The sequence below is a fragment of the Sporichthya polymorpha DSM 43042 genome (genome assembly GCF_000384115.1).
Classification (GTDB): Bacteria; Actinomycetota; Actinomycetes; order Sporichthyales; family Sporichthyaceae; genus Sporichthya; species Sporichthya polymorpha.
Genome location: NZ_KB913029.1, coordinates 3785056 through 3798957 on the forward strand (window position 1 = coordinate 3785056; position 13902 = coordinate 3798957).

Annotated in this window: 14 protein-coding genes and 1 pseudogene; 14 read left to right on the forward strand and 1 reads right to left on the reverse strand. The window is 73.4% G+C overall.

Features of this window, described 5'->3' with window-relative positions; translation table 11 throughout:
- Window positions 1-15: 15 nt before the first annotated feature.
- From rplS to whiG, 13 genes are all read left to right on the forward strand, one after another.
- Window positions 16-375 (forward strand): 50S ribosomal protein L19, encoded by a 360-nt coding sequence (gene rplS, locus SPOPO_RS0118340; protein WP_019876434.1) that lies wholly within the window; start codon window positions 16-18, stop codon window positions 373-375.
- Between the two features lie 79 nt (window positions 376-454).
- Window positions 455-1309 (forward strand): signal peptidase I, encoded by an 855-nt coding sequence (gene lepB / locus SPOPO_RS33865; RefSeq protein ID WP_019876436.1) that lies wholly within the window; start codon window positions 455-457, stop codon window positions 1307-1309.
- The gene (gene lepB, locus SPOPO_RS30405; protein WP_245541726.1) at window positions 1302-2306 is read left to right on the forward strand and encodes a signal peptidase I; all 1005 of its coding nucleotides are present in this window, start codon (window positions 1302-1304) and stop codon (window positions 2304-2306) included. Before lepB (SPOPO_RS33865) ends, lepB (SPOPO_RS30405) begins: the two co-directional genes overlap by 8 nt.
- Window positions 2287-3450: a signal peptidase I gene (lepB, locus tag SPOPO_RS33060; RefSeq protein WP_019876438.1), complete on the forward strand. Its 1164-nt coding sequence runs from the start codon at window positions 2287-2289 to the stop codon at window positions 3448-3450. Before lepB (SPOPO_RS30405) ends, lepB (SPOPO_RS33060) begins: the two co-directional genes overlap by 20 nt.
- Complete coding sequence (locus SPOPO_RS30415; RefSeq protein WP_425424159.1) at window positions 3447-4169, forward strand: ribonuclease HII; 723 nt, start codon at window positions 3447-3449, stop codon at window positions 4167-4169. The genes lepB (SPOPO_RS33060) and SPOPO_RS30415 overlap by 4 nt, the downstream gene beginning before the upstream one ends.
- Window positions 4166-4474 (forward strand): DUF2469 domain-containing protein, encoded by a 309-nt coding sequence (locus tag SPOPO_RS0118365; protein ID WP_019876440.1) that lies wholly within the window; start codon window positions 4166-4168, stop codon window positions 4472-4474. The genes SPOPO_RS30415 and SPOPO_RS0118365 overlap by 4 nt, the downstream gene beginning before the upstream one ends.
- 80 nt (window positions 4475-4554) lie before the next feature.
- Window positions 4555-5070: an LURP-one-related family protein gene (locus SPOPO_RS0118370; RefSeq protein ID WP_051098632.1), complete on the forward strand. Its 516-nt coding sequence runs from the start codon at window positions 4555-4557 to the stop codon at window positions 5068-5070.
- Window positions 5071-5223: 153 nt separating this feature from the next.
- Window positions 5224-7062: a heparinase II/III domain-containing protein gene (locus SPOPO_RS0118375; RefSeq protein WP_019876443.1), complete on the forward strand. Its 1839-nt coding sequence runs from the start codon at window positions 5224-5226 to the stop codon at window positions 7060-7062.
- A 106-nt stretch (window positions 7063-7168) separates the two neighbouring features.
- A complete protein-coding gene (locus SPOPO_RS0118380) occupies window positions 7169-7525 on the forward strand; it encodes a YraN family protein (protein WP_028984893.1) in 357 nt (118 codons plus the stop codon).
- Window positions 7522-9069, forward strand: coding sequence for a YifB family Mg chelatase-like AAA ATPase (locus tag SPOPO_RS0118385; protein ID WP_019876445.1), 1548 nt, complete (start codon window positions 7522-7524; stop codon window positions 9067-9069). The genes SPOPO_RS0118380 and SPOPO_RS0118385 overlap by 4 nt, the downstream gene beginning before the upstream one ends.
- Window positions 9066-10205: a DNA-processing protein DprA gene (gene dprA / locus SPOPO_RS32040; RefSeq protein ID WP_019876446.1), complete on the forward strand. Its 1140-nt coding sequence runs from the start codon at window positions 9066-9068 to the stop codon at window positions 10203-10205. Before SPOPO_RS0118385 ends, dprA begins: the two co-directional genes overlap by 4 nt.
- A gap of 93 nt (window positions 10206-10298) precedes the next feature.
- Window positions 10299-11255, forward strand: coding sequence for a tyrosine recombinase XerC (locus SPOPO_RS0118395; RefSeq protein ID WP_051098400.1), 957 nt, complete (start codon window positions 10299-10301; stop codon window positions 11253-11255).
- Window positions 11230-12126 (forward strand): RNA polymerase sigma factor WhiG, encoded by an 897-nt coding sequence (whiG, locus tag SPOPO_RS0118400; protein WP_019876448.1) that lies wholly within the window; start codon window positions 11230-11232, stop codon window positions 12124-12126. The genes SPOPO_RS0118395 and whiG overlap by 26 nt, the downstream gene beginning before the upstream one ends.
- 127 nt (window positions 12127-12253) lie before the next feature.
- Here the strand turns inward: whiG and SPOPO_RS36080 are convergent.
- Window positions 12254-12853 (reverse strand): annotated as a pseudogene (locus SPOPO_RS36080) (peptidoglycan DD-metalloendopeptidase family protein); the annotation flags it as partial.
- A gap of 144 nt (window positions 12854-12997) precedes the next feature.
- Between SPOPO_RS36080 and rpsB the strand changes: the two are divergent.
- Window positions 12998-13864: a 30S ribosomal protein S2 gene (gene rpsB, locus SPOPO_RS0118405; RefSeq protein WP_019876449.1), complete on the forward strand. Its 867-nt coding sequence runs from the start codon at window positions 12998-13000 to the stop codon at window positions 13862-13864.
- The last annotated feature ends 38 nt before the right edge of the window (window positions 13865-13902 follow it).

Sequence of the window (13902 nt, forward strand, 5' to 3'; positions counted from 1 at the left end):
AGGAAGCGACCGATCATGCACACGCTCGATGACGTCGATGCCGCCTACCTGCGCTCCGACATCCCCGACTTCCGACCCGGCGACACCCTGAAGGTGTCCGTCCGCGTCGTCGAGGGCAACCGGTCCCGCATCCAGGTGTTCCAGGGCGTCGTGATCCGCCGCCAGGGCAGCGGCCTGCGGGAGAGCTTCACCGTCCGCAAGCTCAGCTTCGGCGTGGGCGTCGAGCGCACGTTCCCGGTCAACACCCCGTCGATCGACAAGATCGAGGTCGTCACCCGCGGTGACGTCCGGCGCGCGAAGCTGTACTACCTCCGCGATCTGCGTGGCAAGGCCGCGAAGATCAAGGAGAAGCGCGACGCCGTTCCCGCCAAGTAGCTCGCCGCGCCGGCCTCGCCGGCCGATCCCGACGGATCGGCCGGGGTACTCAGGGCGCGCGGTTACCCTCGACCGGACGATGGACACGGACAGCGACACCGACCGCGACGACGACCGCCCGGCGGACGCTGACGTGGACGCGTTGACCGCGGTCCGCAGCCGGCCCACCTCGCACCGCCGCGCCGCCCCGCCGCGGCGTGCGCCGGCGGGGTCACGGTCCTCCCGACGGGCCGGCCCCGAGCCGGAGCCTCCGCTCGGGCGCGCCGAGCTGCGGGCGGCCCGCCGGCGCCAGCTCCGCCGGGTCCAGGCGGCGGTCGTCGTCGGCCTGCTGGTGCTGATGACGACGGTCCGGGGCTTCCTGTTCCAGGCCTTCTCGATCCCGTCGGTGTCGATGGAGCCGACGCTGCACGTCGGTGACCGGGTCCTGGTCAACAAGCTCTCCTACGACGTGGGGTCCGTGCAGCGCGGCCAGGTGGTCGTGTTCGACGGCGCCGGCAGCTTCGTCCCCGAGCGGGACGACCCGGGCTTCTTCGGCCGCATCCTCGGCGCGCTCGGCCTGAACAACGGCCAGGACGACTACGTCAAGCGAGTGATCGGGCTGCCGGGGGACCGGGTCGCGTGCTGCGACGCGCAGGGCCGGCTGACGATCAACGGCATTTCGCTCGACGAGCCCTACCTGTTCCCGATGGACCTTCCGTCCCGGGACAAGTTCGATGTCCTGGTTCCGCCCGGGCGCGTCTGGGTGATGGGTGACCATCGGAGCCGCTCCGCTGACTCACGTGCCCACCTTGCGGACCCCGGCGGCGGTACTGTTCCCATCGACAAGATCGTGGGACGCGCCGTGGCGATCGTCTGGCCTCTCGGCCGGGCGGGGTGGTTACCCGTTCCCGAGAGCTTCGAAGGGCTGACGAATGGAGGGGCCGCCGGTGACTGAGCCGGTCGATCCGGGCAGGCCCGGCGACCCGACCGGCCGCCCGGGCGGGAACGAGCCGGTCGAGGGCGTGGAGCCCATGGGCACTGCGTCCGAGGGTGTGTCCGACGGTGCCGCTGCCGGTGACGGCGATGCGCTCCCGCCGCCGCCGAGCCGGGCCGCCCGCCGGGCGGGGGACGGTGCCGACGACGGCACCGAGCCGACCGCCGGCCGTCGCGTCGGGCAGTCCTCCAGCCTGATGCGCGAGCTGCCGATCCTGGTCTTCGTGGCGCTGGCGCTCGCCCTGCTCATCAAGACGTTCCTCGTGCAGGCGTTCTTCATCCCGTCGGACTCGATGGAGAACACCCTGCTGCAGGGGGACCGGGTCCTGGTGAACAAGTTCGCGTCACACTTCGGCGACGTGAAGCGGGGCGAGGTCGTCGTGTTCCGCGACCCCGGCGGCTGGCTGCCCGCCGGCGCGGAGGACGAGGGTGGCAACCCGATCCTCAAGGGCATCAAGGACGTCTTCGTCTTCGTCGGCCTCCTCCCCTCCAGCAGCGAGAAGGACCTGATCAAGCGGGTGGTCGGCGTGCCGGGCGACAAGGTCGCCTGTTGCACGAACGGGAAGATCACGGTCAACGGGATCCCGATCGACGAGCCGTACATCTATCCGGGCGACAAACCGTCGGACCGTCAGTTCAGCGTGACGGTCCCGCCGAACCGGCTCTGGGTGATGGGCGACCACCGCTCGCTCTCCGCCGACTCGCGCGTCCACATGTCCGACCCCGGCAACGGCACGATCCCCGCGGACAACGTGGTCGGCCGTGCGTTCGTCCTCGTCTGGCCGCTGGACCGTTGGTCGACCCTCGGGGTGCCCGACACGTTCAAGCGCAAGGAGCTCGACGACGCCGCGGTCGCGGTCTCCTCGCTCGGGCTCGTGACGCTGGTACCGCTGGCGCTGGTCCGCCGGCGCCGGGTGGGACGCCCGGATCGAGTGACCCATGACGTCGACGCCGCCTGACGGGGGCGAGCACCCGAACCCTGGCACCGACCCCGCCACCCCGGGGCCGGACCGCGGTACGCCCGCGCCCAGCATCTTCGGGGCGGGCGACCCGAACTCCGAGTACGTCCCGATCCCGCCGGTGCCGAACCTGCCTCCGCCGAACGTCCCGCCGACGGCCCTGCCGCCGGTGGTCCCGGCGCCGCAGTACGCCGCCCCACCGGACCCGCCGCCGGCCTCGCGGTACGCGGTGCCCCCGCCGGCTGCCCCGCCGGCTGCCCCGCCGGCGTACCCGGGCGACGACATGCCGCGCCGGCCCACGCAGCGCCGGGCGGTGCGCCGTGCCCCGGAGGAGCCGCTGCCGGAGCCGGTCGAGCACGGTCCCGAGGTGGGCCGCCCGTCCGCGTGGCTGCGCGAGATCCCGATCCTCGTCGCCGTCGCCCTCGGCATCGCGCTGCTGGTGAAGACGTTCCTGGTGCAGGCGTTCTTCATCCCGTCGGAGTCGATGGAGAACACCCTGCTGACCGGCGACCGCGTGCTGGTGAACAAGTTCGCCGACCGCTTCGGCGGGGACGTGAAGCGCGGGCAGGTCGTCGTCTTCAAGGACCCGGGCGGCTGGCTGGACTCCGGCCAGGACGAGACCACGGGCAACCCGATCGTGCGCGGGCTCAAGGACGTGTTCTCGTTCGTCGGACTGCTGCCCTCGCAGAGCGAGAAGGACCTCATCAAACGCGTCATCGGCGTCCCGGGTGACAAGGTCGCGTGCTGTGACTCCGAGGGCCGGGTCACCGTCAACGGCGTGCCGCTCGAGGAGCCGTACCTGTACCCGGGGGACCGGCCCTCGGACCGGGAGTTCTCGGTGACCGTGCCGCCGAACCGGCTCTGGGTGATGGGCGACCACCGCTCGGACTCCGCCGACTCGCGCTCGCACATGGACGGCCCCGGCAACGGCACGATCCCCACCGAGAACGTCGTGGGCCGCGCGTTCGTGCTCGTGTGGCCGATCAACCGCTGGGACGTGCTCAGCGTCCCGTCGACGTTTCAGCGGCCCGAGATCGACGACGCCGGCCTCGCCACCTCGGCCGTCGGCCTCGCCGTCCTCGGCCCGCTGGCGTTCGCCCGCCGACGACGCCCGGCGGTGGACGAAGATCGGGGCGGGAGCTGATCGTGCTCCCGCGAGGAACCGCGGTCCGGAGGGACTCCGGGCTCTACGGCTACGAACGCGCGCTGGCCCGCTGCGGCCTCGCGCCGGTCGCCGGTGCCGACGAGGCCGGGCGGGGCGCCTGCGCGGGGCCGCTGGTCGCGGCGGCCGTGATCCTGCCCGAGGGCAAGCGCGGCGAGGTTCCCGGCCTGGCCGACTCGAAGCTGCTGCGTCCGGCGGCCCGCGAGAAGGTCTACGAGCAGGTGCGGCGTCGCGCCGCCGCGGTGAGCGTCGTCGTCATCCCGCCGGACGAGATCGACCGGGTCGGGCTGCACCGGTCCAACGTCGCGGCGCTGCGCCGCGCGCTGGCCAGGTTGACGCTCCCGGCCGGCTACGTGCTGACCGACGGGTTCCCGGTCGCCGGGCTCGGCGTCCCCGGTCTCGCGGTCTGGAAGGGCGACCGGGTCGCCGCGTGCATCGCCGCGGCGTCGGTGGTGGCGAAGGTGACACGCGACCGGATGATGGCGGAGCTGCACGAGCAGTACCCGCAGTACGGGTTCGACGAGCACAAGGGCTACTGCACCGCCGAGCACAACGCGGCGCTCGCGGCCCACGGGCCCTGTGCGCACCACCGGTTCTCGTACGTGAACGTCCGGACCGCGGCGGGCCTGCGGGTGACCGCCGGGACGGTCGACGACAATGCGCTGATCGCCGAGGAGATGGGGGAGGGGGAGTACCGATGAGCGCCGAGGATCTCGAGAAGTACGAGACCGAGATGGAACTCCAGCTCTACAAGGAGTACCGCGACGTCGTCGGGCTATTCGCCTACGTCGTCGAGACCGAGCGCCGGTTCTACCTGACCAACCACGTCGACCTGCAGGTCCGCGCGGACGCCGGGGAGACCTACTTCGAGGTGTCGATGACCGACGCCTGGGTCTGGGACATGTACCGCCCGGCGCGGTTCGTGAAGAACGTCAAGGTCGTCACCTTCAAGGACGTCAACGTGGAGGAGCTCGCCAAGGCCGAGCTCGAACTGCCGAAGGACTGAGCACGTCCGTGACCGCTCCGATCGACTACGCCCGCGTCGCCGCCGCCGAGCGGTTCGTCATCGCCCAGCGCTTCACCGCGATGGTGAACCGTTACGACGTCTCGCTGCCGGGGCCGGACGGGATGAGCCCGGGCGAGCCGGTCTGCTTCGTCGAGCAGAAGCGGCTCGCGTTCCGGGAGCAGGTCGACTTCCGGCTGCCCGACGGGCAGACCTCGCTGTTCCGCTTTCAGGCGCGCTCGGTCGTCGACCTCGGTGCGACCTACGACGTCACCGCCGCGGACGGGACGCCGATCGGGACGTTCAAGAAGGAGGGGATGAAGTCCCTCCTGCGCTCCACCTGGCGGCTCTCGCAGCCCGGCCAGCCCGACGTGATCGGTCAGGAGCGCAGCATGCCGATCGCGCTCCTGCGGCGGGCCCAGGACCTGATCCCGCTGCCGTTCCACTTCGACTTCACCGCGAACGGGCAGCCGATCCTCACCGTCGAGCGCCAGCGCACCCTGCGGGACCGCTACCTCGTCCGAATCCATGTCCCCGGCCTCGACCGCCGCCTCGCGATCGCGATGGGCGTCGCCCTCGACGCGCTGCAGCAGCGCTGATCGGCCTCACCCGTTCGGCTGATTCCGGGTGGAGACCGTCGCGGAACGGAACCACGCTGGGACGGGGGCCGTCCGACCCCACGGGTCATATCGCCCGAACGGGGCGTTCGGCGTACGCACGGGGGGCACGGAGTGAGGTTTCGGCGCGGGGCAGTGGCCGGCACGGTGGCGCTGGCGCTGCTGGGAGGCCTGGCCGTCTCCGAGCCGGCGGTGGCCGACGACAAGCCGGTCAACATCCTCGCTGAGGACCCGGTCACCGTCTTCGGTGCCGACGTGCTCGGCTGCGAGGACGACGTCGACAGCAAGCCCGGCGCGGCCGACCGGCTGCTGAACGGGACGCTGCACCTGTCCCCGTTCGGACCCGTGTCCGTGCGCAAGGACGGCAACTTCAACTGGGCTCTCGACCCGTTCGACCACCCGTCGTGGGCCTCGCGCTACCGCAGCCTGCGCTGGGTGGAGCCGCTGATCGACGAGTCGCTGAACCCGGAGCGCTCCGCGGCCGAGCGGTCACGCTTCCGGGAGCACGCGCAGAAGATCATTCAGGACTGGGTGAAGGACAACCCGCCGAACGCGAAGCAGAAGGTTCGGTTTCTCTGGGACGACCCGACCGCGGTGGCGCTGCGCAGCGCCTTCCTGCTGTGCGCGAAGCGGTCCCTGGGTGGCTCGGCCTGGTTGCACAAGACGATCGACGACCACGCCACCTTCCTGCGCAAGCACTGGTCCGGGGCCTGGAACCACGGGACGATGGAGGCGCTCGCGCTCTACCGGATCGGGTGCCTGGAGTCGAACCGCGAGGCGCTGCGGATCGGGCGCTCGCGCCTGGTCGGCTCGTTCGAGAGCAGGAACAACCGCTTCGGGCCCGCCCTCGACAACCAGGGTGTGACCAACGAGCAGGCCGTCGGGTACGCCGAGTTCACCTACCAGCTCTGGCACGAGGTGATGCGGACGTTCCGCACCTGCGGCGACAGCGTCCCGAAGGTGATGCGGACGCGCGTCGCGAAGGCGGAGGCGTTCGTCACCGCCGCCATCCAGCCGGACGGGAACCTCGTCCAGCTCGGTGACACGTTCGCGCGGCCCGTCGAGATCGAGCCGGGCACGACGATCGAGTACGCCGCGACGCTCGGCGCCAAGGGCCCGCGTCCGACCAAGCTCGTCTCGGTGTTCAAGCGGGGTTACGTCTTCGGCCGCAGCGGGTGGGGGACCACGCGCCCGTTCACGCAGGAGTCGTTCTACAGCCTGCGCTTCGGCCCGGACCTGCAGGTGCACGGGCACCTCGACCACACCTCGATGACCTACTTCGCCCGCGGCCTGCCGATGCTCGTCGACTCCGGGCACAACGGCTACAAGGCGGGCGCGCAGCGGTCGTTCCTGCGGTCGCCGGCGGCGCACAACGTGCTCGAGGTCGCCGGGGTGCAGGCCCGGGACGTCGCCACCGCGCTCACCCGCAAGGTCGTCCGCACGCGCTGGCAGTCGTACACGATGACCGACCGGGCGTTTGGGTTCTCCCGGACCCGCAACGTGTTGTTCACCCAGGGGCCGGACATCGCGGTCGTGCACGACAGCACCGGGGCGGCGGACCGTTCGCGGACCTTCCGGCAGCTCTGGCACCTGGCTCCGACCATGGACGTCCGGCGCGCCCGGAACGGCGTCGCCAAGGCCACCCCGCGCAACGGCACGGACGCGCGGCTGTGGCTGATCCCGGTCCGCCTCGGCAGTGGCGGGAAGACTCAGGTCGTCAAGGGCCGCACCCGCCCGCGCCAGGGCTGGGTCTCGGAGCAGGTGCTCCAGGCCCGCAAGGCCCCGGTCGTGGAGATGACGTCGAAGGGCCGCTCGGCACGGATGCTGACCGTGATCGTTCCCGCCGCGAAGTCGGCGAAGGTCAGGACGTCCGTGAAGAACCTCGGCAAGGGCGCGAAGCTCCTGACCGTCCGCATCGACGGCAAGGCCTACACGTTCCGCGTCGCCTCCAGCGGGGCCCTCACCCGGGTCTGACCGGGTTGTCCACAGGTCGAACACGTCCGAAGTTGTCCACAGATTCGGGCTCCTCCGAAATCTGACGCTCCGTCATGGCAGAAGCTGCCGGGCGGAGGTGGTCGCGGTGCGGGCGAAGGACGCGTTGGGGCGGTACGGGGAGGACGTGGCCTCCCGGTACCTGACCGAGGCCGGGCTGGTGGTGCTGGAGCGCAACTGGCGCTGCCCGGCGGGGGAGATCGACATCGTCGCGCGGGACGGCGGGGCGCTCGTCGTGTGCGAGGTGAAGACGCGGCGAAACGACCTGTTCGGCGGTCCCTACGCCGGCATCACCCCGGCGAAGTTGCAGCGGCTGCGGCGGCTGGCCGCGACGTACGTCCGTGCGCTCGGCGTGCACGTGCCCGAGATCCGCGTCGACGTCGTCGCGGTGTGGGCCTCGGGGCGCGGCGCCGCCCGCGTCGAACACCTGCGGGGCGTCCAGTGACCCGCGGGCTCGCCCGGGGGTGGTCGGTCGCCCTGGTCGGGGTCACCGGGCAGTTGGTGAGCATCGAGGCCGACATCGGTTTCGGGTTGCCGAAGTTCTCGCTGCTGGGACTGCCGGACGCCGCGCTCAACGAGTCGCGGGACCGCGTGCGGGCCGCGGTGATCAACAGTGGTGAGCCGTGGCCGGAGCACAAGGTCACCGTCTCGATGTCGCCCGCCGACCTGCCGAAGCGCGGGTCCCGATTCGACCTCGCGCTGGCCACGATCGTGCTCGCGGCGTCCGGTGAGGTACCGGCCGAGGGGCTGGCCGACCGCGTGCTGCTGGGGGAGCTGGGCCTCGACGGCGGGCTCCGCCCGCTGCGCGGTGTGCTCCCGGCCGTCACCGCCGCGGTCCGGAGCGGGATCAAGCGCGTGGTGGTGCCCGAGCCCAACGCGGAGGAGGCGGCGCTCGTCGACGACGTCGAGGTGCTCGGGATCCGCTCACTGGCGCAGTTCCTGGCGTTCCTCCGCGGTGACGAGATCCCGGACGCGCCGCCCGTGCCCGGCGTCGAGCCGCCGCCGGGACCCGGCCCTGCCGAGGTGCTGGACCTGATCGACGTCCGGGGCCAGTCCGAGGCCCGGCGGGCCCTCGAGGTCGCCGCGGCCGGCGGTCACCATCTCCTGCTGCACGGCGCGCCGGGTTCGGGCAAGACGATGCTGGCGAGTCGCCTGCCCGGCCTGCTGCCGCGGCTGGAGGGCCGACGGGCGCTCGAGGTCAGCGAGATCCACTCGGTGGCCGGTCTGCTCCCGCCCGGCGCCCCGCTCGTCGAGCAGCCGCCGTACTGCCAGCCGCACCACTCCGCCTCGCTCGCGGCGATGGTCGGGGGCGGCGCGGCCAAGGACCTCCGGCCGGGGGCGGCGTCCGTCGCGCACCACGGCGTCCTGTTCCTCGACGAGGTGGCCGAGTTCAAGCCGTCGGTGCTCGACGCGCTCCGCCAGCCCCTGGAGGGCGGGGAGGTCGTCCTCTCCCGGTCCGGGGTGACGGCGCGCTTCCCCGCCCGTTTCCTGCTCGTGATGGCGGCCAACCCGTGCCCGTGCGGCTCCCCGTCCGGCCCGCGGAGCTGCACGTGCTCGTCCGAGGCCCGGCGCCGGTACGCGGCCCGGCTCTCCGGGCCACTGCTCGACCGGATCGACATCCAGGTGATGGTCGACCGGCCGAGCCGGCACGAGCTCGTCAACGCCCCGGACGGGGAGGGCACCGAGGTGGTGGCCGACCGGGTGGCCCTGGCCCGGGAGCGCGCGGCCCACCGGCTGCGGGACACCCCGTGGTCGCTGAACACCTCGGTGTCGGCCCGTGCAATGCGGACGCGGTTCGCGCCCGCCGCCGACGCGATGGCGCTGGTGGAGGCGGCGCTCGACCGCGGTGCCCTGTCCGCCCGCGGCCTCGCGAAGGTGCTCCGGCTCGCCTGGACGCTGACCGACCTGGCCGGCCACGACCGGCCCGGGCTCGACGAGGTCGGTCAGGCGCTCGCCCTGCGGGCCGGCGCCGGGGGGAGCTGGGCATGAGCGCGCAACTGAACTTCCCGGTGGGCCCGGAGCAGGAGGCGCTGGCCGCGCTGCTCGCCGCCGCCGAGCCCGGCGACGCCCGGCTGGGGACCGAGCTGGACCGGTGGGGGCCGGCCGAGCTGGTCCATCGGGTCCGGAGCGGGTGCGGCGGATTCCCCGGCGCCTCGGCGCTGCGCCGGCGGCTGGAGACCGTCGACGGCGCCGAGCAGCTCGGCCGGGCGGGGGCACTGGACGCCGTCCTCGTCGCCCGCGGCGACCCGGACTGGCCGACGCAGCTCGACGACCTGGGGGACAGCCGCCCGCTCGCACTGTGGCTGCGGGGCTCGGCCGCGCTGCGCCCGGCGCTGCTGCGCTCCGCGGCGGTGGTGGGCTCGCGCACCGCGTCGGCCTACGGGTTGCGCGTCGCCGCCGACCTCGGCTCGGACCTCGCCGAGCACGGCTGGACGGTCGTGTCCGGCGCGGCGCTCGGCATCGACGGCGCGGCGCACCGCGGGGCGCTCGCCGGGGGTGGGCCGACGGTCGCCGTCCTGGCCGGCGGTCTCGACGTGCCGTACCCCGTCGCGCACGCCCGGTTGCTCGACCAGATCGCGGAGGAGGGGATCGTGATCAGCGAGTCCGGGCTCGGGGCGGCGCCAATGCGGCACCGGTTCCTCACGCGCAACCGCCTGATCGCGGCGTTGACCCGGGGGACGGTCGTCGTCGAGGCCGCGATGCGCAGCGGGGCGCTGAGCACCGCCCGCTACGCGGCCGACCTGAACCGGCCGGTGCTGGCGGTCCCCGGGCCGGTCACCTCGACCGTCTCCGCCGGGTCGAACGACCTGCTGCGTACCCGCGGGGCGGTCCCGGTGACCTGCGCCGGGGAGGTGATCGAGGACCTGGGCCGGATCGGGGCGGACCTGCTGCCCACGCGGCCCGCCGAGCAGCGACCGCACGACGCGCTCTCCCGGCGGCAGGCGGAGGTCATCGGGGCCTTGCCGGCCCGGCGGCCGGTCGCGGTCGACGAGGTCGCCCGCCGCTGCGGGCTCGACCCGGCCGCCGCGAGCGCGGAACTCGGGCAGCTCGCCCTGCTCGGGATGGTCGAGCGCATCGACGGCGGGTGGCGGCCCACCCGCCGGGGGCGGGGACGCGCGAGCTGAGCGGCGCAACGGCATACCCACACGTGGGGACTTCCACACCCGTTCGGCGCGCCGGTGCTTGCGCCACGCCCGCCGGGGCGGAACCGTGGCTGCATGGGCGATCGGGGGGTGGCTGCGGCACCGGCGCACGCGCCCGTGCCCGATCAGCTGCCGCCCGCCCTCGACGACGCCCTCGCGGCGTTCGAGACCTACCTGCGCGACGAACGGGCGTTCTCCGCCCACACCGTCCGTGCCTACCTCGGGGACGTGACCCGGCTGCTGCGGCACGCGGCGCGCTCGGGGGTCCGCGAGCCCGACGGCATCACGCTGCCGATCCTGCGCAGCTGGCTGGCGCTCGAGCGCACCACGCGCCATGCGGACTCCACGCTCGCGCGCCGCGCGGCGGCCGCGCGCGCCTTCACCGCCCACGCGCTGCGGACCGGTCGCGCGAGCACCGACCCCGGGGCCGGGCTGGCCAGCCCCAAGGTGCGCCGCGCCCTGCCGGGCGTGCTGACCGAGGACCAGGCCGCGACGCTGATGGCGGTCCCGGACCCGGAGGCGGGCCCCGTCGGCCTGCGCGACCGCGCGGTGCTCGAGGTCCTCTACGCGACCGGCCTGCGGGTGGGTGAGCTCGTCGGGCTCGACATCGACGACCTGGACCGGAGCCGACGCCTCGTGCGCGCCGTCGGCAAGGGCAACAAGGAACGCAGTGTCCCGCTCGGCCGGCCGGCGATGGACGCCGTCGACGCCTGGCTGACCCGTGGCCGGCCGGCGCTGACGACCCCGACCTCGGGCCCCGCGCTGTTCCTCGGCGCCCGCGGCGGCCGGCTCGACCAGCGCGCGGTCCGCACGATGGTGACCCGGTACCTGGGCGACGTCGCCGGCGCGGCGGCCCTCGGTCCGCACGGTCTGCGGCACAGTGCGGCCACCCACCTACTTGCGGGCGGAGCAGATTTGCGTAGCGTGCAGGAGTTGCTCGGTCACGCAACGCTCACCACGACCCAGATCTACACGCACGTATCCGTCGAGAGACTCAGGGCCTCCTATGAGCGAGCGCACCCGCGAGCCTGACGCCGCCGCGGCGGCGGACACGCTCGGGCCCGTGCCGTCCGTGGTGGTGGAGCACCCGACGGCGGGCACGGTCGCGCACGTCCCGGCGCAGGGTCGGGACGGGCACCCGGGCCCGACGGACGAGCTGCCGGCGCTGTGGCGGCGCTACCGCGAGGCTCGGGACGAGGCGACCCGCGAGCGGCTGATCCTGCACTACTCGCCGCTGGTCCGGCACGTGGCCGGCCGCGTCGCGGTGGGCCTGCCGCCCAACGTCGACATGGGCGACTGCGCGTCCTACGGGATGTTCGGGCTGATCGACGCGATCGAGAAGTACGACCCCGACCGCGGAGTGCGCTTCGAGCCGTACGCGATGAGCCGCATCCGCGGGGCGATCCTCGACGAGCTGCGGGCCCTGGACTGGATCCCGCGCTCGGTGCGCGCCAAGGCCCGCTCGGTGGAGCGCGGCTACCAGGCGCTCGAGGCGCGACTGCACCGCAGCCCGACCGAGGCCGAGCTCGCGGGCGAGCTCGGGATCAGCGTCGAGGACCTGCAGCAGACGTTCAGCCAGATCTCCGTCGTGAACGTCCTCGCCCTCGACGAGCTGCTCGCGGCCACCGACGAGCCGGGGGAGATGAACTTCGGTGACACCCTCGCCGACCTCACCGCCGACGACCCCGTCGCCGTGTTCGAGGACCAGGAGACGCGCGCGCTGCTGCTGAACGCGATCGCCGAGCTCACCGAGCGTGAGCGTCGCGTGATCCACCTGTACTACGTCGAGGGCATGACGCTGGCCGAGGTCGGCGAGCACGTCGGCGTCTCCGAGAGCCGGGTGTGCCAGATCCACTCCAAGGCGATGCTCGCCCTGCGCACCAAGCTGGCCGGCCGGCGCTGACCCGCCCGGCGCGGTCGTCGAGCGGCAGCAGCCGCGCCGACCCGGATGGCGGGGCCAGCAGCGTCATCGGGTCCCGGTACTCCGTCCCCGCGCGCAGGCCCCAGTGCAGGCACGCCCGCGGGCAGTGCGAGGACCGCTCCAGGCGGCCCAGGTCCGCCCCGCGGGTCACCGCGTCGCCCGCGTGCACGTCCGCCCGCACCGGTTCGTAGGTCGTCCGGAGGCCACCGGCGTGCAGGACGACCACCACCCCGCGTCCGGCCACCGGGCCCGCGAAGGTCACCACACCGGCGCCGGCCGCCCGCACCCCGGTCCCGGGCCCGGCCGCCAGGTCGGCCCCGCGGTGCCCCGGGGCGTACGGGCCGGCGGGGGCGTCGAACGGGCGCACGACGCTCACCGGACCGGCCAACGGAGCGGTCCAGGGGCCCGCCGACGGACCCGGGTCCGGGCCCGGGTCCGGGCCGGGGGAGACGGCGAGGGATGCCACCAGGGTGAGCGCGGTCGGGAGCGGGACAAGGGCGAAGATCGGCACCCGGGCATCGTCGCCGGGTCCGGGCGGGGCGGACGGCCGCCTGTGGACGAGGCGCAGGGTGCCTGGCCTGTGGATATCCCGGCGTCGGCCCACGCCGCGCGCCAGGTAGACTGCCCGGCGGCGACCCCCCCGGGGTCGTACTTCGCACGTCCTCCGGCGACTCCAGCGCGTCAGCGTTCGGAAACCCGGTGCGCGCACTCTCGGTCGGCCGTCTCGAAGAACGTCGAGTCCAGACAGCCGTTCGGTGCGCCCAGGACGTCAGGGCGTCGGCCGACCGGCCGGCGCAACAAACCGAGTGAAGCACGGCCGCGTTCGGCGGCCGGGCGAAGGAGAGAACCACCCATGGCCGTCGTCACGATGCGCCAGCTGCTCGAGAGCGGTGTCCACTTCGGGCACCAGACGCGCCGCTGGAACCCGAAGATGAAGCGCTACATCTTCACCGAGCGCAACGGCATCTACATCATCGATCTGCAGCAGTCGCTCTCCTACATCGACCGCGCGTTCGAGTTCGTCAAGGCCACCGTCGCCCACGGCGGCACGGTGATGTTCATCGGCACGAAGAAGCAGGCCCAGGAGGCCATCGCCGAGCAGGCGACCCGCGTCGGGATGCCGTACGTCAACCAGCGTTGGCTCGGCGGCATGCTGACCAACTTCTCCACCGTCTACAAGCGGCTGCAGCGTCTGAAGGAGCTCGAGGAGCTCGACTTCGACGACGTCGCCGGCTCGGGCATGACCAAGAAGGAACTGCTCGGTCTGCAGCGGGAGAAGGAGAAGCTGGAGAAGACCCTGGGCGGTATCCGGGACATGTCCCGTGTGCCGAGCGCGGTGTGGATCGTCGACACCAAGAAGGAGCACATCGCCGTCGGCGAGGCCCGCAAGCTGGGCATCCCGGTCGTCGCGATCCTCGACACCAACTGCGACCCCGACGAGGTCGACTACAAGATCCCGGGCAACGACGACGCGATCCGGTCGATCAGCCTGCTCACCCGCGTCGTGGCCGACGCCGTCGCCGAGGGCCTGATGGCCCGCTCCGGCGCGCGCGCCGGCGACGAGAAGCCCGCGGACGGTCAGCTGGCCACCGACGAGCCGCTCGCGGAGTGGGAGCGCGAGCTGCTCGCGACCCAGGCGGCCGGTGCCGAGGCTCCGGCCGAGGCCCCCGCCGAGGCCCCGGTTGCGGACGCGGCTCCGGCGGCTCCGGCGGCCGAGTAGGACCCGCCGCCGCGCGGCGGCCGGGTGTCCGGGGTCCC

Coding starts and splice junctions, on each gene's coding strand:
- rpsB (WP_019876449.1), top strand. CDS start 12,998: ATGGCCGTCGTCACGATGCGCCAGCTGCTCGAGAGCGGTGTCCACTTC.
- SPOPO_RS0118395 (WP_051098400.1), top strand. CDS start 10,299: ATGGGCGATCGGGGGGTGGCTGCGGCACCGGCGCACGCGCCCGTGCCC.
- lepB (WP_019876436.1), top strand. CDS start 455: ATGGACACGGACAGCGACACCGACCGCGACGACGACCGCCCGGCGGAC.
- rplS (WP_019876434.1), top strand. CDS start 16: ATGCACACGCTCGATGACGTCGATGCCGCCTACCTGCGCTCCGACATC.
- SPOPO_RS0118370 (WP_051098632.1), top strand. CDS start 4,555: ATGGTGAACCGTTACGACGTCTCGCTGCCGGGGCCGGACGGGATGAGC.
- SPOPO_RS0118365 (WP_019876440.1), top strand. CDS start 4,166: ATGAGCGCCGAGGATCTCGAGAAGTACGAGACCGAGATGGAACTCCAG.
- lepB (WP_019876438.1), top strand. CDS start 2,287: ATGACGTCGACGCCGCCTGACGGGGGCGAGCACCCGAACCCTGGCACC.
- whiG (WP_019876448.1), top strand. CDS start 11,230: ATGAGCGAGCGCACCCGCGAGCCTGACGCCGCCGCGGCGGCGGACACG.
- dprA (WP_019876446.1), top strand. CDS start 9,066: ATGAGCGCGCAACTGAACTTCCCGGTGGGCCCGGAGCAGGAGGCGCTG.